This window comes from Actinoplanes sp. NPDC051405, assembly GCF_055586185.1.
The window spans coordinates 88165-113493 of record NZ_JBVJIR010000024.1 but is presented as its reverse complement, the minus strand read 5'-3'; the positions used below and the strand labels follow the sequence as shown (position 1 = coordinate 113493).

The window sequence follows — 25329 nt, the reverse complement described above, 5'->3', positions numbered from 1 at the left end:
CCCATTTGCTAGCGTCACCCCGGTGGATCATTCCGCGATCGAGGTCCGCGACCTGTCGGTGAGCTACGGCTCCACGCCCGTCCTGGTGGACGTCCAGCTCACCGTGCCGGTCGGCGCCGGCGTCTGCGTGATCGGTGAGAACGGCATCGGCAAGTCGACGCTGCTGCGCTGCGTGGCGAGCCTGCAACGCGCCGACGCGGGCGAGATCGAGATCTTCGGTGCCCCGCCCGGGTCCACACCGGAGTTCTGGCGGGCCGTGGTCACCACCGTGGAGCCGCCGACCTGGTATCCGGGCCTGACCGCCCGGGAGCACGCCGAGCTGGTCTGCCGGGCACACGGCCTGGACCCGGCGGCGGCCGGGATGGACGAGGCGCTGGACCGCTTCGGCATCGCCTCGCACGCCGACGCCATCCCGCCGTCGCTGTCGTCGGGGCAGAAGCAGCGCCTCACGCTGGCGCTGGCGTTGCTGCGGCCGAGCCGGCTGCTGATCCTGGACGAGCCGGAGCAGCGCCTCGACCCCGAGGGCCGGGCGCTGGTGGCGGGCCTGCTGCACGACTATCTCGCCGACGGCGGCACGGTGCTGATGGCCAGCCACGACGACGCGTTCGCGGCCGCGGCCGGCACCAGCACGGTGAGCATGGCGGACCTGCACTCCGTCGACGCACAGTGACCGCCCCGGTCAGCGTCCGGAGCCTGCGCCGCTGGGTGCGCCGCACGCAGTCCGCCCACCGGGAACGCGGCGAGACCCTCGGCAACTACTACTTCGCCCTGCTGTTCGTGCTCATCGTCGGCGGCATCGTGCACAAGCAGATCGCCGCCGTGGTCTGGCCGGCCGAGCAGAACGCCTCCGAGCTGGCCGGCTACTCGCTGATGCTGGTCGTCGGCGGTGGGCTCTACCTCGCCCTGCGCCGCCTGGGCCCGCTCGCGCTGAGCCGCCCGGCCGCGTCCTGGCTGCTCACGGCCCCGGTCAGCCGGCGTCGCCTGCTGCTGCCGGCACTGTGGGTGGCGCTGATCGGCGCCGCCGCCGCGGGGGCCGTCGCCGGGCTGGCCGTGCTCGGCCACGTGGCGGCCCGTCCGGTGCCGGGGGCCGATGCGCTGCTGCCCCTGGTCGGGCTGCTGCTCGGCGGGGTGCTGCTGCTGATCGCGCTGGCCGCGCAGGCTGACCGCTGGTGGTCGTCGTGGGCCGACCGCGCGGCGTACCTGGTGGTGGCGGCGGGCCTGGCCGGGCTGGTCGTCGACTCGGCCGCCGGGGCGCCGCGCGCGGGCCCGGGGTGGCCCGCGGCGCCGGTCGTCACCGCGCTGGGCGGTGCGCTCGCGCTGGTCGTGGCCGTGCTCCTCGTGCTGGCGGTACGGCGGCTCGCCACGACCCCGAACGAACGGATCCTGGAGGCGTCCAAGACGGCCGGCACCCTCTTCGACTCGGCGTACGGCATGGAACCGTCCTTCGTGACCGAGATGGTCGAGCGGCGCTACTGGGCCCATCGCAAGCTCAAGTCCCGGCAGCTCTGGCCGCGGGTGCCCATCCTCGTCGCCCAGGACCTCCTGCTGCTGCGCCGCCGTCCCCGCCGGGTGCTGTGGGTGGCCGGGGCGATCACCCTGCCGGCCCTGCTGACCCACCTGCCCGCCTGGATCCTCGGCGTCGCCGTGCTGGTCGGCGGCCTGATCGCCGGTGGCGTGACGGCCGGGACGATCCGCACGGACGCCGGCAACCCGGTCATGCTGCGCCTGCTCGGCCTCAGCTCGCGCCGGGCGATCGGCCAGCGGCTCTGGGTGCCCGGGGTGCTCTCCGGGCTCTGGTACGCCGCCGCACTGAGTCTGCTGTGGGCGCTCGGCGACCTGCCGGCCGGTCCGTGGTGGGCGCTGGGCCTGACGCTGGGCCCGGTCGGCGCGGCCGCGACGATGCGCAAGGCCCGGGTGGGCTTCGTCGACAACGGACTGATGCCGCTGGACACCCCGATGGGCTCGGTGTCGACCGGGCCCGTGCTCAACGCCGTCGCCGGGCTGGACGTGCTGCTGCTGGGCCTGCCCACCGTCGTGCAGATCGCCCAGGGCGGCCCGCTGAGCTGGACCGGCGTGGTCGTGCAGGCCGCGGTCGCGGTGATCGGCATGCGGGCCTACCTGAACGCGACGACCGAGACCGACCGGGTCGAGCTCAGCGGCCGCTAGAACAGAGTCAGCTCGTTGCGCTCCATGCCGCGCAGCTTGTCGTAGTCGACCACCACGCAGCGGATGCCGCGGTCGGTGGCGAGCACCCGGGCCTGCGGCTTGATCTCCTGCGCGGCGAAGACGCCCTGGACCGGCGCGAGCAGCGGGTCGCGGTTCATCAGCTCGAGATAGCGGGTGAGCTGCTCCACCCCGTCGATGTCGCCGCGGCGCTTGATCTCCACGGCCACCGCGCCTCCGGCGGCGTCGCGGCAGAGCAGGTCGACCGGGCCGATCGCCGTCATGTACTCGCGGCGGACCAGGGTCCAGCCCTCACCGAAGGTCGCCGGATGGGCCGCGAGCAGCTCCTGCAGGTGCGCCTCGACGCCGTCCTTGACCAGGCCGGGATCGACGCCCAGCTCGTACGAGGTGTCCTGGAAGATCTCCTCGAGGGTGATCCGCAGCTCCTCGCCGGCCTTGTTGACGACCTTCCACACGCCCGGGGCCTCCTGCAGCTTGCAGGGCGGGCTCATCCAGTTCAGCGGCTTGTAGGCCCGGTCGTCGGCGTGGATGGACACCGAGCCGTCGGCCTTGACCATCAGGAGCCGGGTCGCCGGCGGCAAATGGGCGGAGAGACGGCCGACATAGTCCACGGAGCATTTCGCAATGACCAGGCGCACCCGACGAGGGTAGCCTCCGTGCCCTGCCGGGCAAGCGCGGCGGTGCCATGCTGATGGTGTGCTCGAAGCGCTCACCGGTACCGGCCTGGCGGCATCCGCCGGTCTGAATGCCTACATCCCCCTGCTCACCATGGGTCTGCTGGCCCGCTACACCGACGCCATCAACCTGCCCAGCGGCTGGCAGTGGCTCTCCAACGGCTGGGTCGTCGCCATCCTCGCCCTGCTCCTCGCGGTGGAGGTGGTCGCCGACAAGATCCCCGTGGTGGACCACGTCAACGACATCGTGCAGACCGTGGTCCGGCCGACCGCGGGCGGGCTGGCGTTCGGGGCCGGGTCGTCGTCCGAGACGGTCACCGTGTCGGACCCGGGCGCCTTCTTCGGCTCGCACCAATGGGTGCCGGTGGCCGCCGGCGTCGTGATCGCGCTCTGCGTGCACGGGGTCAAGGCCGCCTCCCGGCCGGTGGTGAACGCCACCACGGCCGGCGTCGGCGCGCCCGTGGCCAGCACCGCCGAGGATTTCGGCAGCGTCGTGCTGTCGCTGCTGGCGATCCTGTTGCCGGTGCTGGTCCTGCTCGGACTCGCGCTGCTGGCGCTCGGCGGCTGGTGGGTGATCAGGCGGCGCCGGCGGCGCAAGCGGGAACAGCGCCCGGTTGAGGGTGTCGGGACCCGGCGTCTGTTTGGTTGACTGCTGCGGTGGCCGCGATCGCCGTACCAGCCTTCGCCCTGACCTGGTGGCTCGGTTGCTACCTGGTGGGGCGTGATCCCACCCGAGCCTTGCTGTGGCGCGCGGCGGGGGCGCTGGTGGCGTACGCGGTCGCGGTGGCCGCCTGGACGGTGCAGCCGGGCTCCGGGCTCGCCCAGGTGCTGCTCTGCGTGCCGGCCCTGTGCTGGGCCGGGGTGGCGGTGGGGCTGCTGCCGCCGAGCGCGCCCGAGCACCGGCTGGTCAACCGCGGCTGGCCGGTCGCCGCGCTGGTGTTCCTGGTGCTGGCCGCGGCGCTGCCGGACGTGGGCAAGCTGGTCGCCCTGGCCCCGCTGGCCGGCGGCCTGGTGCTGCTGCTGCGCTACCGCGAGCGGGTACGCCCGGCCTCGCTGCCCACCGCGCTGACCGCCGCCGCCATCCTCTACAGCCTCGGGCTCATCGTGGTGCTGGGTCCGATCGAGGTGGGCCCGCCCGCGCTGGTGATCGCCGCGATCGGCCTCGACCTGCTGGTGATGGGCTACCTGGTGGCCGTGGCCGACGCCGTGGAGGCCGGTGAGCGCCTCCTGCCCGACCTGCGCCGGTCCCTGCTGGCCGCGACGCTCGCCGTGCTGCTCTGCGGTGGTCCGGCGGCGCTGACCATGCTGGCCGCGCCCGGCTTGGACACAGTGGCCGTGCTGCAGTTCGTGCTGGTGGCGATGGTGCTGAGCGCGGTGGGGCTGGCCGGGGAGCTGCGCGCGGGGCTGGACCGGCTCGCCTTCCTCACCGACGACCGGCTGCGGCTCACCCGCGGCCCGCTGTACCGGGCCGCCGAGGCGCTGCCCCGGCGCCGGGAACGGCACCAGATGCTCGCCCTCGACGCCGACGAGTTCCGCCGGCTGACCCGCCGCGCGCTGGAGGACTTCGGCGACGTGGGCCGGCTGCTGCGCAACCCGCTGGTCGAGCTGCCCACGGTGGACCGCCGGCTGGCCGCGCGCGGGCCCGGGGTGGCCGATCAGCCGCTGGTCCGGGCGGCCGAGCTGCAGGCGGTGCTGAGCGAGCACGTGGCCCGGCTCAAGCCGTCCGGGGTGTTCGGCACGACCGAGGAGTGGCGGTTCTTCAACGCGCTGCACTACTGCACCGTCATGGGGCTGCGGCCGTACCAGCGGGGCCCGCAGCCGGAGGGCCTGGACCGGGACGCCCGGCGGGCCGTTGACTGGTTCCGCCGGTACGTGCCCCGGCGCTCGCTGCGCCGGTGGCAGGCCGAGGGGGCCGCCATGGTCGCCGCGCAGCTCTGGCGGGACCTGGTGAGCACCGACCCACGCTGGCTGACCGGGGCGGGAGCGAGCGCGCGCCGGCAACCCGTGCGGTGACGCTTCGGTGGCGACACGCGCCGCCTGAAGCAGACAAGCACCCCAAACTGGTTAAAATCCCCCATCTTGGAATCCGGGGGGTGCAGTGGGTAGCCACCGCAACGCACTGGTCGCCGTCGTCCGGCAGGAGCTGGCCGAAGCGCGCGGCACCGCCCGGGCCGTGCTGGCCGCCGCCGAGTCGGCCCGCAGTGAGGCGCTGCGCCGCAAACAGCTGATCCGGGACGCGTACTCCACCTGCCTGGCCCAGCTGGCCGAGGCGCGGGAGGCGGCCCGGGAGGACATCCTGCGCCGGACCCGCAGCGAGGCCGGCTCGCTGACCCGCAACGTCGAATCGCTCGCCGCCCTGTACGCCTCCGGCGCCGCCGGCACCGCGTGGCGCTACTGGACGCCCACCGAGCCGGACCGGGTCACCCGCCCGGGGCTGCTGCGGATCGGCACCATCGGCTACGACCCGGGCGACGGCGAGCGCCGCCTGCCCGCCCTGGTGCCGCTGCTCGACCACGCCCACATCAACCTGGCCGGCGACCGGGAGGCCGTGGACGGCGTCATCTCGGGCCTGCTGCTGCGCGCGCTCGGCACCACCCGGCCCGGCGACGTCCGGCTCACTGTCTACGACCCCGAGCAGCTCGGGGGGACGCTGGCCGCGTTCGCGCCGCTGGGCAACGCCGGCCTGCTGTCCTTCATCGGTCCCGGCGGGCTCGGCGCGGTGCTCGACGACCTGGTGGAGCAGATCTGCCGGGTCAACGAGACCGTCCTGGCCGGCGAGTACGCCTCCCTCGCCGAGCTCATCGCCGCCACGACCGGCCCGCGCCCGGAACCGTGGCGGATCATCGTGCTGCTCGCGGACGCCGAGCTGAGCCCCGACCAGCGCGCCCAGCTGGACCGGATCGCCCGCACCGGGGTGGCCTGCGGCGTGCACCTGGTCGTCCGGGGCCTGGAGCTCGCGCCGCATCCCACGGTGGAACGCATCGAGGTGCACGGCGAGACCGCCACCTGCGACACCATCGGCGACCTCACCGTACGGCTCGACGCGGCCCCGCCCCCGGACCGGATCGCCGGATTCTGCCGGGCCACGGCCGAGAAGCTGCGCCAGGGCCCGCCGCCCGCCCGCTTCGCCGACCTGGAACCGGAGAAGCTCTGGCTGGAGTCGTCCGCGCACGGCCTGAGCGCGCCGATCGGGGACAGCACGGACGGCTCGCTGATCTCGGTGCCGCTCGGCGACGATCCGCCGCACGCGCTGATCGGCGGCCCGTCCGGCTCCGGCAAGACCAACCTGATCTACGCCTGGATCGGCGCGCTGGCCGCCCGGTACGGCCCCGAGGAACTCGCCTTCTACCTGCTCGATTTCAAGGAGGGCGTGTCGTTCGCCCGGTTCGCCGCGGGCCCGCGCGACCCCAGCTGGCTGCCCCAGGTGCGCCTGGCCGGCATCAACGTCAACGGCGACCGGGAGTTCGGCCTGGCCCTGCTGCGCCACCTGGGCGAGGAGCTGCGGACCCGGGCCCAGGCGGCCAAGCGCCACGAGGCCTCCAAGCTGGCCGAGCTGCGCGCCGAGGACCCGGCCGGGCACTGGCCGCGGATCGTCGCCGTCATCGACGAGTTCCAGGTGCTGCTGGCCGGGCGGGACGCGGTCGCCGAGGAGGCCGTGACCCTGCTGGAGGATCTGGCCCGGCGCGGCCGCTCGCAGGGCATCCACCTCGTGCTGGCCAGCCAGGACGTCTCCGGCATCGAGGCGCTGTGGGGCCGCTCCGGCCTGATCGGACAGTTCACGTTGCGCATCGCGCTGCCCAAGGCCCGGCGGATCCTGGCGGACACCAACCTGGCCGCGGCCGTCATCCCCCGCTTCCACGCGGTCGTCAACGCCGACTCCGGCGCGGCCGGCGCCAACCACATCGTCCGGTTGCCCGACGCCGGCGACCGGCAGACCTGGCGGACGCTGCAACGCAAGCTCTGGCACCGGCGGCCGGACACCTGCGTACCGCCCCGGCTGTTCGACGGGGACGCGGTGCCCCGGTTGCCGCAGGCGTACCGGCCCACCGGGCGGGTGGCGCAGTCGGGCGGCGACATCGGCTCGTCCCCGGGGGCGGTGCTGGGCGAGCGGATCGACGTGGCTGCCCGCCCCGCGCGGCTGCGGCTCGGCCGGATGCCCGGGCGCAACCTGGCTGTGCTCGGCACCCGTACCGATGAGGCCTGTGACGTGCTTGCCGCGGCCGCGCTCTCGCTGGCCGCGCAGGGGCCGGCCCGCTTCAGCGTCGTCTGCCTGGAACCGGGCGCGGAACGCCCGGCTGCCCGGCTCGTCGCCGAACTGCCCCAGGCCGACTGGTACGGCAGCGGCGACCTCGACCAGTTCTTCGACGTCCTGGCGCCGGACGGCATCCCGCACTACGTCCTCGGCTACGCCCTGGACGCGGCCGGAGCGTCCTACCGGGACCGCTGGCGGGCCCTGCTGACCGACGGGCCCGAGCAGCGCATCCACGTGCTGGGCTGGTGGCGGTCCGTGCCCCGGCTGCGCGACGATCTCGGCGGCCCCGGCGCCCGGCTGGACACCATCGGCGCGTGGGTCGCGCTCGACGTGCAGGGCCCCGAGCTCAGCCCGCTCTCACCCCAGCCCGGCGGTCCGGTCTGGTATCCCCGCGCCCGCCGGGCGCTGTTCTTCGACCGCTCGGTGCACCGCCATCCGGAAGTGATCATCCCGTACGAGGTGAACAGTGACCACACGTGACCGCGACTACCAGTTGATGATGAGCGCGCTCGCCGACGTCGCCCGGCGGCGGGACGCGGCTCTGGCGGACGCCGAGCAGGCGTACCAGACCAGTGCCGCGCAGGCCGCCGGGGAACTGGCCCGGGCCGAGGGCGACGCGATCTCGGCCGATCGCTGGGCCGGTGCCGCGGCGGCCCAGGTGCTCGACGTGGACCGGGAGGCGGCCCGGCTGTGGGAGCAGCTGCGGCGGGCTCCGGGCATGCGGGTACGGGCGCTGGGTGAGGTGCCCGAGCCACTGTCCATCGAGGCGCTGCCGCGTACCGCGCTGGAGAGCGGGCCGGACTCCGGTTCGGCCCTGCCGGCGCCGCGGCAGTCGGCCCGGACGCTGCTCGCCCGGGCGGCCGAGCGGATCGACGTGACCGTGCGCCCGCCGCTGCGCCGGTCGCTGCCGCGCTGGTCCCTGCCGCTGCTGCCGCTGCTGGGCGCGCTGGTGGCCGGGCTGTGCGGGCTGGTCGCGGCCGGGCTGGTGACCTTCGGGGGGACGGGGATCCCGGGCGGTGCCGTGCTGCGCGGGCTGGGCTGGCTGGCGTTCGTGGTCGCGCCGTCCGCGGGCGTACCGGTGGCCGCCGCCCTCGCCCACCGCAAGCTGCGGTCCCGGCTCGACATCGGCGGGATCGGGCTGACGCTGATCGGCGGGATGCTCGCCGCGACCGTCCTCTCGGTGACCTTCGCGTCCTCCCGCTGACCTGCCCCGTATGGTCTCTGCCTATGGAAGAGACCGCGATCGAGGTCAATGGTCTGCGCAAGCTCTACGGTGACACCGCCGCCGTGGACGGCCTCGATCTCACGGTCCGGCGCGGCGAGATCTTCGCGCTGCTCGGCCCGAACGGGGCGGGCAAGACGACCACGGTGGAGATCCTCGAGGGCTACCGCCGGCGCGACGGCGGGCAGGTGCGCGTGCTCGGTGTCGACCCGGCCGTGGTGCACGGCCGGGGCACCCGCACGGATCCGGCCGTCCGCCGCTGGCGCGAGCGGGTCGGCATCGTGCTGCAGGGCACCGGCGAGTTCGACGAGCTGACCGTGGGCGAGGTCGTCACCCACTTCGCCCGCTTCTACCCCGCCCCCGACGACCCGGCCGCGGTGATCGAGCGGGTCGGCCTGTCCACCAAGGCGCGGGCCCGCACGCACACCCTCTCCGGCGGTCAGAAGCGCCGCCTCGACGTGGCGCTGGGCATCATCGGCCGGCCCGAGCTGCTCTTCCTGGACGAGCCCACCACCGGCTTCGACCCCCAGGCCCGGCGCGAGTTCTGGGCGCTGATCCGGGACCTGGCCCGGGGCGGGACCACGATCGTGCTGACCACGCACTACCTGGAGGAGGCGGAAACCCTGGCCGACCGGGTCGGGGTCATCACGGCCGGCCGGCTCATCGCGGTGGACACGCCCCGCGAGCTCGGCAACCGGGACTCCGCCCTGGCCACCGTCTCCTGGCGTACCCCCGAAGGGGTCTGGGAACGCGCGGAGAGCGCGACGCCGACGGCGCTGGTGGCCGACCTGGCCGCGCGCTTCGACGGCGAGGTGCCGGGCCTGACCGTGACCCGGCCGACGCTCGAGGACATCTATCTGACCATGATCGGAGCGAGGGCATGAACCTGGGCCTGCGGCAGGGTGTGCTGGAGATCCGGCAGTTCCTGCGCAGCCGCGAGCAGGTGATGTTCACGCTCGCCTTCCCGGCGATCCTCATCCTGGTCTTCGGCTCGATCTTCTCCGGCGAGATCGGCAACGGCGTCAAGTTCACCCAGTACTTCGTCACCGGCATGATCGCCACCGGGCTGATGACGGCCGGCTTCCAGGCGCTGGCCATCCAGATCCCGCAGGAACGCGACCGCGGTGTGCTCAAGCGGCTGCTCGGCACGCCGATGCCACGCTGGGTCTACTTCGCCGGCAAGGTGCTGATGGTGGCGTTCATCGCGGTGCTGGAGACCGTCATCCTGCTGACCGTGGCGACGCTGCTGTTCGACCTGGACCTGCCGGACACCGGGGCCAAGTGGCTGACGTTCCTGTGGGTGTCGGCGCTGGGCATCACCGCGTGCACGCTCTGCGGGGTGGCGTTCTCGTCGCTGGCGCGTACCGGTCGCAGCGCGCCCGCCGTGGTCACCCCGGTCGCGCTGATCCTGCAGTTCATCTCCGGGGTGTTCTTCGTCTTCACCAGCCTGCCGGGCTGGATGCAGAACGTCGCGTCGATCTTCCCGCTGAAGTGGATGTGCCAGGGTCTGCGCTCGGTCTTCCTGCCGGAGTCCTTCGGCCCGCGCGAGCCCGGCGGCTCCTACGACCTGCCGATGGTCGCCCTGGTGCTGGGGGTGTGGTGCCTGGTGGCCCTCGTCCTGTGTCTGACCACGTTCCGATGGACCACCAAGCGCGACGGCTAATAGGTGTAGAAACCCTTACCGGTCTTGCGACCGAGATCGCCGGCAGTGACCATGCGCTGCAGCAGTTCGGGCGGGAAGAACTTCTCGTCCGCGGTGTCGCGGTAGATGTTCGACGCCGCGTTGAGCATGACGTCCAGGCCGGTCAGGTCGACGGTGGCCAGCGGGCCCATGGCGTGCCCGAAGCCGAGCTTCATCACCGTGTCCAGGTCGGCCGCCGACACCACGCCGGTCTCGACCAGCTTGATCGCCTCGACCAGCAACGCGGAGAAGAGCCGGTTGGAGACGAAGCCGGCCACGTCCCGCTTGACCTCGACGCAGGTCTTGCCGACCTCCTCGGCGAAGTTGCGCGCACTGGCCATCGTGTCGTCCGAGGTCTGGAAGCCGCGGACCAGCTCGACCAGCTTCATCATCGGCACCGGCGAGAAGAAGTGGATGCCCACAACCGACTCCGGCCGCGAGGTGACCGCCGCGATCTGGGTGATCGGGATGGCCGAGGTGTTGGTGCCGAGCACCGCGCCGGGCTTGCAGATCTTGTCCAGCGCGCGGAAGACCTCGTGCTTGGCCTCCAGCTTCTCGAAGATCGCCTCGACCACCACGTCCGCGTCGGCCATCGCGTCGAGCTCGGTGGTGGTGGTGATCCGGGCGACCGCCGCCTCGGCGTCCTCCGCCGAGATCTTGCCCTTGGTCGCGAAACGGCCCAGGGACTCCCGGATCGCCGCCACGCCCCGGGCCAGCGAGGCCTCGTCCAGGTCCCGCAGGGTGACCTGCCAGCCGGCCTGGGCCGCCACCTGGGCGATGCCCGAACCCATCAGACCGGAGCCGATGACCGCGAGTCGACCCGCCATGTGTGCTCTCCTTCTCGACGTTGAGGTAACGCCGACAGCCTAGCCGCCGTGCTTAACGAACGCTCAGGGCCTCGATCGGGGCAAATCCTGGGAAATCCCCCGTCGCCGGTGCCAGACTGTGCCCATGCCACCAAGCGACGGCTGGTACCTCCTCGGGCCGTTCATCGCCGTCGCCCTCGTCGGTTTCCTCGGCGCGATCTTCTGGCGGATGGGCCTGCAGTGGACGCAGGCCCGCGAGGACCCGCTCCGCGAGCTGTACGCGGGCCTGGCCATCTTCGGCGAGGCCGAGGACTACGGCCTGCTGTGCCCGGCCGCGGCGACCGACGACCCGGACATCGCCGAGGAGATCCGCACCCTGCTGGCGGCCGCGGGCATCCGCTCGACCTCGGCGGTACGCCCGGACGGCCGGCTCCTGGTGCTGGTCTTCCCGGAGGAAGTGGACGAGGCCCGCCGGCTCGTCGGCGGCTCCCCGGCGCTCTGAGAGACCTGACGACATCCCCACCAGTGACGTCATGGACCGAGCAGGCCAAGAGGGACGACGGCGACTCCGTCCGCGCGACGATAAGCCTCAAGTCCGGTCGTGATGACGACTGCGTCAAGCAGATCATCGCCGAGCTGCCGGCGTAGCCAGCTCAAGTGCGCGACGTCATCGTCACTCACGGACGGCGCCAGCTTGACCTCGAAGGCCACGACCCGTTGATCGGCGCGTTGAACGATGAGGTCGACCTCGTGTCGACTGTCCCAGGTCCGAAGGTGATGGATCGTCGCTTCGGCAGCCTGCGCGTACACCCGCACGCTGAGAGTGACCAGCGACTCGAACAAGGCGCCCAGCAGCGGCCCGGGCCGCCGCATCGTTGATCCCGGTGCCGAATCGTCCAGGAGAGCGGGCACGTCCACGCCCAGCAACCGGGCGGCGAGCGCCGGATCGGCCAAGTGATGTTTCGGGGCTGCACCCAGCCTGCTGAAGGCGCTGCGACTCGGCAACCAACCGGGGACGGGATCGAGTAGCCACAACTGCGACAGCACGTCGCGGTAGGCGGTCGTCGTGGTCTTGGCGGGCTTGTTGCTCTCGCCCGGCGTGGCTGCGTCCAGGATGGCGTTGTATGAGGTGGTGGTCGCCGAGGCGGCCGCATATGCGGCCAGCCAGCCGCGCAGCGTATCGGGTCGACGTACCAAATGACCCTGCTCAGGGAAGTCTCGTTCGACGATACGGGCGAGGTAGCCGTCGAGTTGCGCGCGCCGGGCGCGCGGCGGCAGTTGACGGACGGCAGGAAACCCGGAACGGACTATCTCTTCGGCGTAGTCGACCACGCTGAGAGGAGAACTCCCGCCTACCTGCGGTCGTCGCCCGCTGAGCAGATCGCCGAGCCCCACCGTCGGTGTGGCCAGGGCTCGCTCGGCGATGCTCATCGGCCGCATCCGGAGCTGAACGATACGTCCGGCTCCGGAGTGGGTCGGTGCTGACGTGGGCGTCGCACTGCCGGTCAGGAGGAACCGAGCCGGTGAGGGATCGCGGTCAACGCTGCGACGTACGGCGTCCCAGACTGCCGGCTCCCGCTGCCATTCATCGACGAGCACCAGACCGGACGCGCGGTCGAGTCGCTGCGGATCCGCCCTTAGAAGCTCACGCTGAGCGGCGTCATCCAGAGCCAGAACAGTCGTGGCGCGCCGTTGCGCTGTGGCGGTCTTTCCTACGCCCTTGGGCCCCTCGAGGCTGATGGCCGGCAGGCCGATGAGCAAGTCATCGAGCTCTTGATCGACGATCCGGGTCTGGTATGGCAGCACCGCACAACGCTACCCCGCATCACGTTGCTGCACTACCTCTCACACATCGTTCGGCCTACCGTTCACACCAAGAATCGGCGAAATCAGAAGTCGAACGTCGGCTCGGTGACCACCGCGCGCTCGACGTCCACGCCCAGGTTGGCCAGGTCCGACACGAAGTCCGGGTAGCCGCGGTCGATGTGGTGCACCTCGCCGACCTCGGTGATGCCGTCCGCGCACAGGCCGGCGATGACCAGCCCCGCACCCGCCCGGATGTCGGTGGCCCGGACCGGCGCGCCGGAGAGACGCTCGCGGCCGTTGACCACCGCGTGGTGGCCGTCGGTACGGATGTCGGCGCCCAGCCGGACCATCTCGTTCACGAACATGAACCGGCCGTCGAAGATGTTCTCGGTGATCAGCGAGGAGCCCGCGCTCACCGCGGCCAGCCCGATCGCCATCGGCAGCAGGTCCGTGGCGAAGCCCGGGTACGGCAGGGTCACGATGTCGACGGCCTTCGGGCGGTCGTCCATGCGTACCCGGAACTGGTTGTCGCCCGGCTCGACCACCGCGCCCGCCGAGACCAGCTTGTCCAGGGCGATCGCCAGGTATTCGGGCCGGACGCCGTGCACGGTGACGTCGCCGCGGGTCATGGCCGCGCCGAACGCCCAGGTGCCGCCGACGATCCGGTCGCCCACCGTGGTGTGCCGCACCGGCTTGAGCGCCTCGACGCCCTCGACGGTCAGGGTGGAGGTGCCGGCGCCGTCGATCTGCGCGCCCATCGCGGTCAGCATGTCGCAGATGTCGACGATCTCCGGCTCGCGGGCCGCGTTGTCGATCTCCGTGACGCCCTTGGCCAGGACCGCGGCCATCAGCAGGTTCTCGGTCGCGCCGACGCTGGGGAAGTCCAGCCAGATCTTGCCGCCGTGCAGGCCGCCGGGCGCCGAGGCGATCACGAAGCCGTGCTCGCCGGAGATCTCCGCGCCCATCCGGGCCAGGCCGGCGACGTGCATGTCCAGCCCGCGGGAGCCGATCGCGTCGCCGCCCGGGTGCGCAACCCGTACGTAGCCGCGGCGGGCCAGCAACGGGCCCAGCACACAGATGGACGCGCGCAGCCGGCGCACCAGGTCGTAGTCGGTCTCGCTGCCGGGCTCGGCGGGCACGTCGATGGTCGCCTCGCCGTTGGCGAGCGACACCTCGCAGCCCAGCCGGCGCAGCACCTCGGCCATGATCGCCACGTCGGTGATGCGCGGGACGTTGGCCACCACACTGCGGCCCTCGGCGAGCAGGGCGACCGCCATGAGCTTGAGCGCGGAGTTCTTCGCACCGCCGACTGTGACGTCGCCGGACAGACGGGCGCCACCCTTGACTCTGATCACATCCACGCGGGCCATCGTATGGGTCGCGCCCACCCGCCTCCGTAGGGTGGGGGGCATGGCCGTGCATCTCACCCGCATTTACACCCGCACCGGCGACGCCGGTTCGACCCGCCTGGGCAACAACGAGGTGGCCGCGAAGACCGATCCCCGGGTCGTCGCGTACGCGGACGCCGACGAGTGCAACGCCGCGATCGGGGTGGCGCTCGCGCTGGGAGCGCTCGCCCCGGACGTGAAGAGCGTGCTCACCGCGGTGCAGAACGATCTGTTCGATGTGGGCGCCGACCTGTGCAACCCGCTGGCGGAGGACCCGCCGTACCCGCCGCTGCGGATCACCGAGGCGTACGTGACCCGGCTCGAGGGCTGGTGCGACGAATACAACGAGCAGCTGCCGGAGCTCGACTCCTTCGTCCTGCCGGGCGGCACGCCGGGGGCGGCGCTGCTGCACGTGGCGCGTACGGTCGCCCGCCGCGCGGAACGCTCGGCCTGGGCGCTCTACGAGGTGGACAAGGAGCGCACGTCACTGCTGCCGGCGAAATACCTGAACCGGCTCTCCGACCTGCTGTTCATCCTGGGCCGCACGGCCAACCCGGGCGGCGACGTGAAGTGGGTGCCGGGCGGGGTCTCTTGACCCTGCACCACGTCGAGCTGTGGGTGCCCGATCTGACGGGCGCGCTGGGACCCTGGGGATGGCTGCTCGGTCAGCTGGGCTGGCAGCCGTACCAGGAATGGCCGAAGGGCCGCTCATGGCGGCACGAAGATGTGTATCTGGTGCTGGAGCAGTCCCCGGCGCTGTCCGGCACCGCGCACGACCGGCGGGCGCCCGGCCTGAACCACCTGGCCTTCACGGTGGCGGGTGAGGCCGAGGTGGACCGGCTCACCGAGGCGGCACCGGCGCGCGGCTGGTCACTGATGTTCGCCGACCGCCATCCGCACGCGGGCGGGCCGGAGAGCTACGCGGCCTACCTGGAGGATGCCTGGGGGTATGAGGTGGAGCTCTGTTCTGGGCCGCCCTCTTAAATTCTCAGATTCACGGCTACTTCAAATACGGGATTCACGGCTACGCGTCTCGGGGTGCCCAACCGCATCACCGGGGCTGACGTCCCCGCAGCTTCGGGCCCGTGCCGGGTCCAGGCCGTGGGATCTGCTGCCGGGCGGTCCGGTCGTTCCGCCGAGGGTCGGCGGGCCGACGCGCGACGTGCCGGCGGACCCGCGTGCGGTGGCCGGCTGGCAGCGGGCCAGCGAGCGGCGGACGGGCGGGCGGCGGGCCAGCGGACGCGGGCCAGCGGACGCGGGCCAGCGGGCCAGCGGCCGGTGGGCCGGCGTGCGGTGGGCCGGCGTGCGGTGGGCCGGCGTGCGGTGGGCCGGCGTGCCAGCGGGTGACGGGCAGCGGGCGGCGGGCGGCGGGCGGCGGGCGGGCCAACGGCCGGGCCGGCGGGCCAGCGACCGGCGGGCCAGCGGGCGACGGGCAGCGGGCGACGCGCGGGCCAACGGCCGGGCCGGCGGGCCAGCGACCGGCGGGCCAGCGGGCGACGGGCAGCGGGCGACGGGCGACGGGCGACGGGCGACGGGCGACGGGCGACGGGCCAGCGTGCGGTGGGCGGGCGGTGGGCCAGCGGCCGGCGGGCCATGAGGCCAACGAGCGGTGGGCCGCGGGCAGCGAGCGACGGGCCAGCGGGCGACGGGCCAGTGAGCGGCGGACGGACGGGCGGCGGACCAGCGGGCAACGGGCCGACGGGCTCGGCCTACGTGGGTGCGGGCTCCGGCCCGTGCGACGCCCAATGGCCGGCCTGGCGAACGACAGCAGCGCACGCCGCCGCCCGGCCGGAGTTGCCGGGCGGTCGGAGCGACCCACCTACCCGCCGAGGCGCCGACGGCGTCGGCAGCGTGGGTGCGGGCTGCGGCCCGAGCGAGGCCAGACAGCCGGCTGGGCGAACGACAGCAGTGGGCACGCCGCCGCCCGGCCGAAGCCGCCGCGCTTGCAGTTTCGCCCTGTTCGCCACCGCCAGCGCCGCGCCCGCTGCGCAGACGCCCGCGGGCTGTCAGGAAGGGGCGAACCGCCCGGCGGCAGACCCCCGGAACCGCCCGGCGGCGGATCCCTCGGCCGGGACCGGCCGCGGCCTCATACGTTGCGACACTCGAGTCGGTGTTGCGGTTGGTCGCGGCGAGACGCGTACCGAAAAAGGTCTTGAGATGCGTGCCGGAAGAGGGGCCTCAGCGTTCGGCGGGGCGGGGGGTGATTGTCGGGCGGGGGGCCACGGATCCGGGTTGGCCCGGCGGGCCCGCTTCCAGCCAGGAGAGGAAGCCGGTCACCGTGGACTCGGCCATGGCGATCTCGAGCTCGTTGCTGCCTGTGGTGCAGAGCAGGATGACCCAGTGCCCCGGCATGGTCAGGCGTTCCGGGCCGGCCGGCAGGCGGCGGCAGCCGACGGAGAGGGTGCGGCGGTTCAGCACGCGTTTCGGGCGGATGCCGAAGCTGAACATGCGGTGGAAGCGGAGTTCGTCAGCGACGAACTGACCGATCCCCGAGGACCAGCCGCGGCCCGGCACCATCGTGCTGACCCGTACCTGGAGCCGGATGGTGCCGCCGCCGGCCATGAGCAGCCGGCGGCGGAGGAAGATCGCGAGCAGGACGACGAGCAGCGCGACGACGCAGATTCCGATGACCTCCAGAACCCGCATCGTCGGCGTCAGTGCGCGTCGGGAGTGGCGGGGGTGGCGCTCTCGGCGAGGACGGTCACGCCGTTCGCGTCGACGGAGAGGAAGCCGCCTGCTACGTCGTATGTCAGCTGCTCGCCGCCGGCGAGCTTGACCCGCACCTGGGAGGGCTCCTTGAGCAGGCCCAGCAGCGGCGAGTGACCGGGCAGGACGCCGAGCTCGCCCTCGGTGGTGCGGGCGACGACCATCTCGGCGTCGCCGGACCAGACCTTCTCCTCGACGGCGACGACCTGTACGTGCAGCTGGTTGGCCACGCTGTCTCTCCTTACGACGTTGCCTCGGTTTTCCGCTGCGGGTCGGCTCTGTAAAGCCGGCGGAACCGATTGAGGTGAAGTCTAAACGGCTGGGTGACCTGCCGGTGCCTGGGGTGGCGACCGCCACTACGGACGGGCCCCGGCCGGCCGGTCAGAGCTTCTGGAGGAAGTCCGGGTGGTCGATCAGGAACGAGGAGATCGTGTCGCTCTGCACCGCGGCGAAGAACTCCTCGGCGCTGGAGTCGAGCGCCTCGCCCTGATATCTGCCGTTCGTGATCAGGCTGCGGCCGGGCAGCTTCACCAGCGTCATGTCGTCGGCGCGCAGGCTCTTGAGGGCGAGACCCCAGTCGACGACCGAGTGGCCGTTGCCGTCGAAGATCAGCGCGTCGCCGGCCGCCTTGAGGACCTTGTCGAGCTTGACCGGGTTGGTCACCACGTTCTTGCTCAGGGCCTGCGAGGCCATCGCCTTGATGAACTGCTGCTGGTGCCGCTGGCGGTCGTAGTCGCTGCGGGGCAGGCCGTAGCGCTGCCGGACGTAGTCCAGCGCCTCCCAGCCCTCCAGGTGGTACGTGCCCTTCTTGTACTGCTTCTGCGGGCCGATGTACGGGTGCTCGCAGTTGTTGCTCGCGCACTCCGGACGACGGGGCCGCGGCTTGCCGTTCGGCTGGAGGTGCTCTGACTTCACGTTCTGGTCGATGGTCATCGTGACGCCGTCCATCGCGTCGACGATGTCCTTGAAGCCGTTGAAGTTGATGATCGCGCCGGCGTCGAACTTCTTGATGCCGGTCAGCTTGCTCACCGTCTTGGCCAGCAGGTCGAAGCCCTGGGCGACGTCGTGCTTGCCGCCGCCGATAGAGCTGCCGTACGACATCGCGGCGTTGATCTTCGCCGTGCCGCCACCGAACTTCGTCTTGGCGAACGGCGGGATCTCGACGCGCAGGTCCCGCGGGATCGAGTAGAGGTACGCCGTCTTCAGCCCCTTGGGCACGTGCACGACGATGATCGAGTCGGACAGCGGCGCGGTGGTGTCGTTGCGCGGGTCGATGCCCACGAGCAGGATGTTGAGCGGGCCCTTGATGTCGCTGACCTGCTGCTTGGTGGCACCGGAGGCGGCATTGCCGAAGAGGTCCTTGGTCTGCACCGCGTTCGCATAGCGGGCGACGAGCACCTGGCTCGTGACCAGCGCGCCGCCGCTGAGGACCATCAGGACACAGCCGAAGATCGCGCACAGCCGCGCCCACAAGGGGGCACGCCGTCCGCTCTTCGGTTTCGCGCTCTTCGCCACTCGATCCCCAACCATGCCGGTCGATACCAGCCGCGATCAATGGGCTGATCGCGGGGCCGCGCCACAAGCAGTGCCAAGAGTATCCGAACAACGGAAGAAAACTTCGCGTCCGCGTACCGTCGCACCCGTGGTCAAACGGACAAAACGGGCACTTGGAAACGGATGAGCCGCGCCGGCAACTGCCGGCGCGGCCCGAGATGATCCGTCAGGATCAGCCCTTCATCAGCTCGTGTGCGTTCTTCTCGAGGTCCTCGAGGCCACCGCACATGAAGAAGGCCTGCTCAGGGTAGTTGTCGTACTCACCCTCGCTGATCTTCTTGAACGCCTCGATGGTCTCCTTGAGCGGGACCGTCGAGCCGGGAACGCCGGTGAACTGCTCCGCGGCGTACGTGTTCTGGGACAGGAAGCGCTCGATGCGGCGGGCCCGCTGCACCGTGACCTTGTCCTCCTCGGAGAGCTCGTCCATACCGAGGATGGCGATGATGTCCTGCAGGTCCTTGTACTTCTGCAGGATCCGCTGCACCTCACGGGCGACCGCGTAGTGCTCGGCCCCGACGAACTCGGGCGCCAGGATCCGCGAGCTGGAGGCCAGCGGGTCCACGGCGGGGTAGATGCCCTTGTCGGAGATCGACCGCTCGAGGTTGGTCGTCGCGTCCAGGTGGGCGAAGGTGGTGGCCGGCGCCGGGTCGGTGTAGTCGTCGGCGGGCACGTAGATCGCCTGCAGCGAGGTGATCGCCTTGCCCCGGACCGAGGTGATCCGCTCCTGCAGCTCGCCCATCTCGTCGGCCAGCGTGGGCTGGTAACCCACGGCGGACGGCATGCGGCCGAGCAGCGTCGACACCTCGGAACCGGCCTGGGTGAACCGGAAGATGTTGTCGATGAAGAGCAGCACCTCCTGGTTCTGGACGTCCCGGAAGTACTCCGCCATGGTCAGCGCGGACAGGGCGACCCTCAGGCGGGTGCCCGGCGGCTCGTCCATCTGGCCGAAGACGAGCGCGGTCTTGTCGAGCACGCCGCCCTCTTCCATTTCCAGGATGAGGTCGTTGCCCTCGCGGGTGCGCTCGCCGACGCCGGCGAACACCGACGTACCACCGAAGTTACGGGCAACACGGATGATCATCTCCTGAATGAGCACCGTCTTGCCCACGCCCGCGCCGCCGAACAGGCCGATCTTGCCACCGCGCACGTACGGCGCGAGCAGGTCGAGCACCTTGATGCCGGTCTCCAGCATCTCGGTCTTCGGCTCGAGGTCGGCGAACGCCGGGGGCTTGCGGTGGATGCTCCACCGCTCCTGGATGTCCAGGGTGGACTCGTCGGCGTTGAGAACCTCGCCGAGGGCGTTGAACACGTGGCCCTTGGTCACGTCACCGACCGGCACCGAGATGCCCGAGCCGGTGTCCTTGACCTCGGAGCCGCGGACCAGGCCGTCGGTCGGCTGCATCGAGATCGCCCGGACGATGTTGTCGCCCAGGTGCTGCGCCACCTCGAGGGTCAGCGTCTTGGTGCCCCCGGACAGGGTCACGTCGACGTGCAGCGCGTTGTAGATGTCGGGCATCGCGTCGCGGGGGAACTCGGCGTCGACGACCGGGCCGATGACCCGGACTACGCGGCCGACACCGGCCTGCGTCTTGGTGGGCTCAGCTACAGCAGTCATCATCCATCACTTCCCGCCGCGGCCAGCGCGTTGGCGCCGCCGACGATCTCACTGATTTCCTGGGTGATCGCAGCCTGCCGCGCGGAGTTCATCTCGCGCGTGTACCGCTTGAGCAGGTCGTCCGCATTGTCCGACGCGCTCTTCATCGCCCGGCGCCGGGACGCCGACTCGCTGGCCGCCGAGCTCAGCAACGCCGCGTAGATCCGCGTGTTGAGGTACTTCGGCAGCAGCGCGTTCAGCAGTTCCTCGGCCTCGGGCTCGAACTCGTAGGCCGGCCGCAGCCCGGGCTCGCGCTCGCGCTCCTCGACCTGCATCGGCGCCAGGAAGCGCGCCTCCGCCGTCTGGGTCATGAGCGACTTGAACTGCGTGCTCACGATGTGGAGCTCGTCGACGCCCTGGATGCCGTCCGGCCCGTAGTGCCCGTCCCCGTCGTCCGCACCGGCGACGAACCCCTCGATCAGCGCGTCGCCGATGGTGCGGGCGTCGGAGAAGGAGGGCCGCTCGGAGAAGCCGGTCCAGCTCGCCTCGATCGGACGGTTCCGGAAGCGGTAGTACGCGACGCCCTTGCGGCCGACGATGTACAGCGCCACTTCCTTGCCGTCCGCCCGCAGGCGCGCCATCAGCTGCTCCGCGGTGCGGATCGCGTTGGCGTTGTAGGCGCCGGCCAGGCCCCGGTCACTGGTGACCAGCAGGACACCCGCACGCCGCACGCGCTCGCGCGCCTGCAACAGCGGGTTGTCGACCGATGCGTTGGACGCCAGCGCCGTGAGCACCTGGGTGATCGCCTCCGCGTACGGCTTGGAGGCGGTCACCCGCTCCTGCGCCTTGGCGATGCGGCTGGTCGCGACCAGCTCCTGCGCCTTCGCGATCTTCTTCGTGGACTTGACGGTGCGGATGCGCCGCCGAAGTACCTGAACCTGACCGGCCATGGCTTAGCTCTCGTCCTGAGCGGAGCGGGCTCCGGAACGGACCTCGCGGGTTACCGTCTCGCGGCTCTCGCTGCCCTCGGCGAGCGGCTCGGCCTCCGCCTCGTTGCCGACGTTGCTGCCGGTCTCGCCCTGCTTGAACAGCGTCTTGAACTCGTTGACGCCGGTCTGCAGGATCTCGACCTGCTCGTCGGTGAGCTGACCCGTCGACTCGATCGCCGTGAAGGTGTCGCTGCGGTTGCGCTTGACCCAGTCGAGCAGGTCCCGCTCGAAGCGCTGCACGTCGCCGACCGGGATGTCGTCGAGCTGGCCGGTGGTGCCGGCCCAGATGACGATGGTCTGCTCAGCGACCGAGTACGGCGAGTACTGCGGCTGCTTGAGCAGCTCGACCAGGCGGATGCCCTTCTCCAGCTGGGCCCGCGAGGCCTTGTCCAGGTCGGAGGCGAAGGCCGAGAAGGCCTCCAGCTCACGGAACTGGGCGAGGTCGAGGCGGAGCCGGCCGGAGACCCGGCGCATGGCCTTGACCTGCGCGGAGCCGCCGACGCGGGACACCGAGGTGCCGACGTTGATGGCGGGGCGCACGCCGGAGGCGAACAGGTCGGCCTCGAGGAAGATCTGGCCGTCGGTGATCGAGATGACGTTGGTCGGGATGTAGGCCGAGATGTCGTTGGCCTTGGTCTCGATCAGCGGCAGACCGGTCATCGAACCGCCACCGAGCTCGTCGGAGAGCTTGGCGCAGCGCTCCAGCAGGCGGCTGTGCAGGTAGAAGACGTCGCCCGGGTAGGCCTCGCGGCCCGGCGGACGGCGCAGCAGCAGCGACACGGCGCGGTACGCCTCGGCCTGCTTGGTCAGGTCGTCGAAGACGATCAGAACGTGCTTGCCGTTGTACATCCAGTGCTGCCCGATGGACGAGCCGGTGTACGGGGCGATGTACTTGAAGCCGGCCGGGTCGGAGGCCGGCGAGGCCACGATCGTCGTGTACTCCAGCGCGCCCTGGGCCTCGAGCGTGCCCCGGATGCTGGCGATCGTGGTGGCCTTCTGGCCGATGGCGACGTAGATGCAGCGAACCTGCTTGTCGGGGTCGCCGGACTGCCAGTTGGCCCGCTGGTTGATGATCGTGTCCAGCGCGACCGTGGTCTTGCCGGTCTTGCGGTCACCGATGATCAGCTGGCGCTGGCCGCGGCCGATCGGCGTCATGGCGTCGATCGCCTTGATGCCGGTCTGCAGCGGCTGCTTCACCGGCTGACGGGACATGACGTTCGGGGCCTGGAGCTCGAGCTCGCGGAAGCCCTCGCTCTCGATCGGGCCACGGTCGTCGATCGGGTTTCCGAGCGCGTCCACGACGCGGCCCAGGTAGGCGTCGCCGACCGGGACCGACAGGACGCGGCCGGTCCGCTTGACCCGCTGGCCCTCCTCGATGTGGGTGTAGTCACCCAGCACCACGGCGCCGATCTCGCGGACATCGAGGTTCAGGGCGACACCCAGCGTGCCGTCCTCGAATTCGAGCAGTTCGTTCGCCATCGCCGAGGGCAGGCCCTCGACGTGCGCGATGCCGTCGCCCGCATCGGAGACGATGCCGACCTCCTCGCGGGAGACCTCGGGCGAATAGGACGAGACGTAGCGCTCTAGCGCCCCCCGGATCTCGTCCGAGGAGATGGTCAGCTCGGCCATCCTCTGCCTTCTCTAGTCGGCTCGGGGCGTCGCCGCCGCCGAGGGCGTGCTCGGGACGTCGCCGCCACCGAGGGGAAAAACTATTTAGCGAACGCCTGCCGGGCTTCGTTGAGTCGCCGCAGGATCGTGCCGTCGTAGAGGTCGGAGCCGACACGCACGCTGACACCGCCGATGATGCTCGGATCCACATCGACCTTCAGCGACACCTGCCGACCGTAGATGTCGGACAACTTGGCGGCGAGCCGCTGCTCCTCGGCGTCGTCGAGGAGCTTGGCGACCGTCACGTACGCGACCTGACGGTCCCGCTTCCCGGCGGTCAGCTCGACCAGCCGGCTCAGCGAGGCCTCGAAGCTGCGGCCGCCGAAACTCTCGAGGGCCACCTCGATGAGCCGCCCCGTGCCCAGCCGGACCTTGCCTTTCAGCAGGTCCTGGACAAGCTTAACGCGACGGTCGATCGATGCGCCGGGATCGCTCAGCGTCACGGCCAGCTCGGAGTCACCCGACACGACCTGCCCGAAGCGGAACAGCTCGTCCTCGACCTCGGCGAGTTCGCCCGCCTTCTCGGTGGCCGCCAGCACGGTGTCGACGCCCAGGCGCTCCACCGCGTCGAGCAGCTCGGCCGGCCGGCTGAAGCGGCCGTGGGCCAGGGTCGCCACCGCTTCCACGGCGGTCTCCCCCAGCTTGCCGGCGAGCAGCGAGCGAACCAGCTCGGCCCGGTCGGCCCCGCTGCGCGACGGATCGGTCAGTGCCCGGCGCAGCCGCGGCTGGCCGCGCAGCAGCCGCGCCACCGACAGGATCTCGTCGGCGGCCGTGGCCAGCTGCGCGGCGGTGGCCGTGCGGGTGTCCGTGGTCAGCTTCTCCACGGCCGCGGCGTACGACTCCCGGTTGACGGTCGCCATCAGCGCCGCCCGGTGCCCGTGCCGGCGCCCAGCTCGGAGATGAACCGGTCGACCGTGCCCCGGCTGCGCGCCTCGTCGGCGAGCGACTCGCCGACGATCCGGCCGGCCAGGTCCACGGCGAGCGTGCCCACCTCGGAGCGCAGGTCGCGCACGATGCTCTCGCGCTGGGCGGCGAGCTGGTCGCGCCCGGACGCGATGATGCGGTCGGATTCCTCCCGGGCCTTGGCCAGGACGTCCTGACGGATGCCCTCGGCGTCGGCGCGGGCCTCGTCACGGATGCGCGCGGCCTCCGTACGAGCCTCCGACAGCTGCGCGCGGTACTGCTCGAGCAGCTCGTTCGCCTCGGCCTGGGCGGCTTCGGCGCGCTTGAGGCCACCCTCGATCGCGTCAACCCGCGCCGCGAACGTCTTCTCCATCATCGGGAAGACGAACTTCATCAGCACGAAGCAGAGCAGGGCGAACGCGACCGTACCGACCACGATCTCTTCCCACGCGGGAATGATCGGGTTGTGTTCAGTTGTCTCGCCGCCCTCGGCGGCCAGGTACGCAAGCATGGAAGCTCCGTTCCGCAAGGGGAGAACTAGCCGACGTTCGGAGCCAGGTTCTGCCAGATGAAGCCGAACGCGATGCCCAGCAGGGCCAGCGCCTCGATGACGGCGAAGCCGATCCAGACGTACGGCAGGGTCAGACGCGAGGACTCCGGCTGGCGAGCGGTCGACTGGATGTAGGCGGAGAAGACCAGACCGACACCGATGCCAGGACCGATGGCGGCGAGGCCGTAACCGATGGCGGCGGTGCTACCCACAACTTCGGCGAGAATCATTGCTCAGTTCCTCCTGGTATCTCGCGTGACTGTCACGCGGGACGACAACGGGGTGGTACTCGAACAGCTCAGTGCTCGTCGGCGAGCGCGCCCTGGACGTAGCTCGCGGTCAGCACCGTGAACACGTAGGCCTGGAGCACGATCACCAGGAACTCGAGGAAGGTCAGGGCGATCGTCATGATCCACGACACGATCGAGAACGGCGTGAACCACACGTTTGCGCTGACCATCGCGAAGCCACCGAGCGTGAACACCAGCAGCAGCATGTGGCCGGCGAACATGTTGGCGAAGAGTCGGACCGCCAGCGAGAACGGGCGGACCATGAAGTTCGAGAAGAACTCGATCGGGATCAGCAGCGGCAGGATGAACCACGGCGCCGGCGGGATGAGCGCGGCCTTCATGTATTTGAAGAAGCCGCCGTGGTGCCGGATGCCGACGTAGATGAACATCACGTAGCTGATGACCGCGAGAATCGCCGGGAACGCGATGTGCGAGTTCGGCGAGATCTGGATCAGCGGCACGATGCTGAAGAGATTGTTCAGCAGGATGAAGCAGAACAGCGTCGTGAGGTACGGCGCGAACGCGACACCTCGCGCCCCGATCATCTCGACGGCGATGTTGTTGCGCACGAATCCGTAGAGGCTCTCGGCGAGCCACTGCTTCTTCGTGGGCACCAGCTGCGGCTTCCGGTACGACACCAGGAAGAAGATGATGATCAGAGCAACGGCCACCCAGACCAACAGTGTGATCTTGGTGAACCAGTACGAGTCGTGAGCGCCCCACGGCAGGATGCTGGGCAGGTAGAAGTCCTCGACGCTGGGCGGGAACTCCGCTGCGAGGACCGTCGACTGACCGATCACCGTAGCCCTTTCCTGTCAGGCGCCGAGACGGCGCACGATGAGGTAGACACCGCCGGCGATACCAACGACGGCGCCGATTCCGGCGAAGATGCCCTTGGTGCCGACGTAGTGGTCGACCAACCAGCCGATCCCGCCCCAGACCAACATGCCCCCGAGGAGATAACTGACCGCCGTCATCCCCTGGCCCGTGTCGGGCGGGTTCTGACCGTCGTCATCGTGGGGTTTGCTGGGAGGTTCTTGACCGGTCATGACGGCCCGAACG

The 25329-nt window shown here is 71.2% G+C and carries 26 protein-coding genes; 11 read left to right on the top strand and 15 right to left on the bottom strand.

The annotated features are described in order from the left end of the window. Positions 1 to 22: 22 nt before the first annotated feature. Both ACZ6S4_RS39130 and ACZ6S4_RS39125 read left to right on the top strand, forming a co-directional pair. Entirely contained in the window at positions 23 to 670 is a 648-nt protein-coding gene (locus tag ACZ6S4_RS39130) for an ABC transporter ATP-binding protein (RefSeq protein WP_465479736.1), read from the top strand. After that, on the top strand, positions 667 to 2166 hold the full coding sequence (locus ACZ6S4_RS39125) for a DUF6297 family protein (protein ID WP_465479735.1): 1500 nt from the start codon (positions 667 to 669) through the stop codon (positions 2164 to 2166). The genes ACZ6S4_RS39130 and ACZ6S4_RS39125 overlap by 4 nt, the downstream gene beginning before the upstream one ends. On the opposite strand, the gene nucS is transcribed toward ACZ6S4_RS39125, so the two are convergent. Next, positions 2163 to 2822, bottom strand: a complete 660-nt coding sequence (nucS, locus tag ACZ6S4_RS39120; protein ID WP_465479734.1) for an endonuclease NucS — start codon at positions 2820 to 2822, stop codon at positions 2163 to 2165. The genes ACZ6S4_RS39125 and nucS overlap by 4 nt on opposite strands. A gap of 58 nt (positions 2823 to 2880) precedes the next feature. On the opposite strand from nucS, the gene ACZ6S4_RS39115 reads away from it, so the two are divergent. From ACZ6S4_RS39115 to ACZ6S4_RS39090, 6 genes are all read left to right on the top strand, one after another. Continuing rightward, positions 2881 to 3507 carry a DUF4126 domain-containing protein gene (locus tag ACZ6S4_RS39115; RefSeq protein ID WP_465479733.1) on the top strand — a complete coding sequence of 209 codons (627 nt, stop codon included), beginning with the start codon at positions 2881 to 2883 and terminating at the stop codon, positions 3505 to 3507. Positions 3508 to 3515: 8 nt separating this feature from the next. After that, a complete protein-coding gene (locus ACZ6S4_RS39110; RefSeq protein ID WP_465479732.1) occupies positions 3516 to 4871 on the top strand; it encodes a hypothetical protein in 1356 nt (451 codons plus the stop codon). Positions 4872 to 4956: 85 nt separating this feature from the next. Beyond that, entirely contained in the window at positions 4957 to 7590 is a 2634-nt protein-coding gene (locus tag ACZ6S4_RS39105) for an FtsK/SpoIIIE domain-containing protein (protein WP_465479731.1), read from the top strand. Beyond that, positions 7577 to 8314, top strand: coding sequence for a hypothetical protein (locus ACZ6S4_RS39100; RefSeq protein WP_465479730.1), 738 nt, complete (start codon positions 7577 to 7579; stop codon positions 8312 to 8314). The genes ACZ6S4_RS39105 and ACZ6S4_RS39100 overlap by 14 nt, the downstream gene beginning before the upstream one ends. A gap of 23 nt (positions 8315 to 8337) precedes the next feature. Next, on the top strand, positions 8338 to 9216 hold the full coding sequence (locus ACZ6S4_RS39095; RefSeq protein ID WP_465479729.1) for an ABC transporter ATP-binding protein: 879 nt from the start codon (positions 8338 to 8340) through the stop codon (positions 9214 to 9216). Further along, complete coding sequence (locus ACZ6S4_RS39090) at positions 9213 to 9995, top strand: ABC transporter permease (protein WP_465479728.1); 783 nt, start codon at positions 9213 to 9215, stop codon at positions 9993 to 9995. Before ACZ6S4_RS39095 ends, ACZ6S4_RS39090 begins: the two co-directional genes overlap by 4 nt. On the opposite strand, the gene ACZ6S4_RS39085 is transcribed toward ACZ6S4_RS39090, so the two are convergent. Beyond that, positions 9992 to 10840, bottom strand: coding sequence for a 3-hydroxyacyl-CoA dehydrogenase family protein (locus ACZ6S4_RS39085; RefSeq protein ID WP_465479727.1), 849 nt, complete (start codon positions 10838 to 10840; stop codon positions 9992 to 9994). The genes ACZ6S4_RS39090 and ACZ6S4_RS39085 overlap by 4 nt on opposite strands. Before the next feature lie 124 nt (positions 10841 to 10964). On the opposite strand from ACZ6S4_RS39085, the gene ACZ6S4_RS39080 reads away from it, so the two are divergent. Continuing rightward, positions 10965 to 11321: a hypothetical protein gene (locus ACZ6S4_RS39080; protein ID WP_360550254.1), complete on the top strand. Its 357-nt coding sequence runs from the start codon at positions 10965 to 10967 to the stop codon at positions 11319 to 11321. A 29-nt stretch (positions 11322 to 11350) separates the two neighbouring features. Here the strand turns inward: ACZ6S4_RS39080 and ACZ6S4_RS39075 are convergent, their stop codons facing one another. Then, complete coding sequence (locus tag ACZ6S4_RS39075) at positions 11351 to 12625, bottom strand: ATP-binding protein (RefSeq protein ID WP_465479726.1); 1275 nt, start codon at positions 12623 to 12625, stop codon at positions 11351 to 11353. An 83-nt stretch (positions 12626 to 12708) separates the two neighbouring features. Further along, positions 12709 to 13995, bottom strand: a complete 1287-nt coding sequence (murA, locus tag ACZ6S4_RS39070; protein WP_465479774.1) for a UDP-N-acetylglucosamine 1-carboxyvinyltransferase — start codon at positions 13993 to 13995, stop codon at positions 12709 to 12711. A gap of 40 nt (positions 13996 to 14035) precedes the next feature. On the opposite strand from murA, the gene ACZ6S4_RS39065 reads away from it, so the two are divergent. Then, the gene (locus ACZ6S4_RS39065) at positions 14036 to 14608 is read left to right on the top strand and encodes a cob(I)yrinic acid a,c-diamide adenosyltransferase (RefSeq protein ID WP_465479725.1); all 573 of its coding nucleotides are present in this window, start codon (positions 14036 to 14038) and stop codon (positions 14606 to 14608) included. Continuing rightward, a complete protein-coding gene (locus ACZ6S4_RS39060) occupies positions 14584 to 14997 on the top strand; it encodes a VOC family protein (RefSeq protein ID WP_465479724.1) in 414 nt (137 codons plus the stop codon). Before ACZ6S4_RS39065 ends, ACZ6S4_RS39060 begins: the two co-directional genes overlap by 25 nt. A 1194-nt stretch (positions 14998 to 16191) precedes the next feature. Here ACZ6S4_RS39060 and ACZ6S4_RS39055 read toward each other — a convergent pair. The 11 genes from ACZ6S4_RS39055 to ACZ6S4_RS39005 all read right to left on the bottom strand — a co-directional run bounded on the left by ACZ6S4_RS39055 (position 16192) and on the right by ACZ6S4_RS39005 (position 25316). Then, positions 16192 to 16659, bottom strand: coding sequence for a DUF2550 domain-containing protein (locus tag ACZ6S4_RS39055; protein WP_465479723.1), 468 nt, complete (start codon positions 16657 to 16659; stop codon positions 16192 to 16194). A gap of 8 nt (positions 16660 to 16667) precedes the next feature. After that, on the bottom strand, positions 16668 to 16949 hold the full coding sequence (locus tag ACZ6S4_RS39050; RefSeq protein ID WP_212994031.1) for a F0F1 ATP synthase subunit epsilon: 282 nt from the start codon (positions 16947 to 16949) through the stop codon (positions 16668 to 16670). Positions 16950 to 17100: 151 nt separating this feature from the next. Next, complete coding sequence (locus tag ACZ6S4_RS39045) at positions 17101 to 18249, bottom strand: LCP family protein (RefSeq protein ID WP_465479722.1); 1149 nt, start codon at positions 18247 to 18249, stop codon at positions 17101 to 17103. 196 nt (positions 18250 to 18445) lie between these two features. Then, a complete protein-coding gene (gene atpD, locus ACZ6S4_RS39040; RefSeq protein WP_465479721.1) occupies positions 18446 to 19888 on the bottom strand; it encodes a F0F1 ATP synthase subunit beta in 1443 nt (480 codons plus the stop codon). Beyond that, on the bottom strand, positions 19888 to 20817 hold the full coding sequence (locus ACZ6S4_RS39035) for a F0F1 ATP synthase subunit gamma (protein ID WP_465479720.1): 930 nt from the start codon (positions 20815 to 20817) through the stop codon (positions 19888 to 19890). Before ACZ6S4_RS39035 ends, atpD begins: the two co-directional genes overlap by 1 nt. A 3-nt stretch (positions 20818 to 20820) precedes the next feature. Then, complete coding sequence (atpA, locus tag ACZ6S4_RS39030) at positions 20821 to 22485, bottom strand: F0F1 ATP synthase subunit alpha (RefSeq protein ID WP_465479719.1); 1665 nt, start codon at positions 22483 to 22485, stop codon at positions 20821 to 20823. Between the two features lie 80 nt (positions 22486 to 22565). Next, positions 22566 to 23387: a F0F1 ATP synthase subunit delta gene (locus tag ACZ6S4_RS39025; RefSeq protein WP_465479773.1), complete on the bottom strand. Its 822-nt coding sequence runs from the start codon at positions 23385 to 23387 to the stop codon at positions 22566 to 22568. Continuing rightward, positions 23384 to 23938 carry a F0F1 ATP synthase subunit B gene (locus ACZ6S4_RS39020; RefSeq protein ID WP_360550270.1) on the bottom strand — a complete coding sequence of 185 codons (555 nt, stop codon included), beginning with the start codon at positions 23936 to 23938 and terminating at the stop codon, positions 23384 to 23386. Before ACZ6S4_RS39020 ends, ACZ6S4_RS39025 begins: the two co-directional genes overlap by 4 nt. A gap of 26 nt (positions 23939 to 23964) precedes the next feature. After that, positions 23965 to 24207: an ATP synthase F0 subunit C gene (locus tag ACZ6S4_RS39015; protein ID WP_203775387.1), complete on the bottom strand. Its 243-nt coding sequence runs from the start codon at positions 24205 to 24207 to the stop codon at positions 23965 to 23967. A gap of 68 nt (positions 24208 to 24275) precedes the next feature. Then, the gene (atpB, locus tag ACZ6S4_RS39010; protein WP_360550272.1) at positions 24276 to 25067 is read right to left on the bottom strand and encodes a F0F1 ATP synthase subunit A; all 792 of its coding nucleotides are present in this window, start codon (positions 25065 to 25067) and stop codon (positions 24276 to 24278) included. Between the two features lie 15 nt (positions 25068 to 25082). Beyond that, positions 25083 to 25316 carry an AtpZ/AtpI family protein gene (locus ACZ6S4_RS39005; protein ID WP_360822063.1) on the bottom strand — a complete coding sequence of 78 codons (234 nt, stop codon included), beginning with the start codon at positions 25314 to 25316 and terminating at the stop codon, positions 25083 to 25085. Positions 25317 to 25329 lie beyond the last annotated feature (13 nt).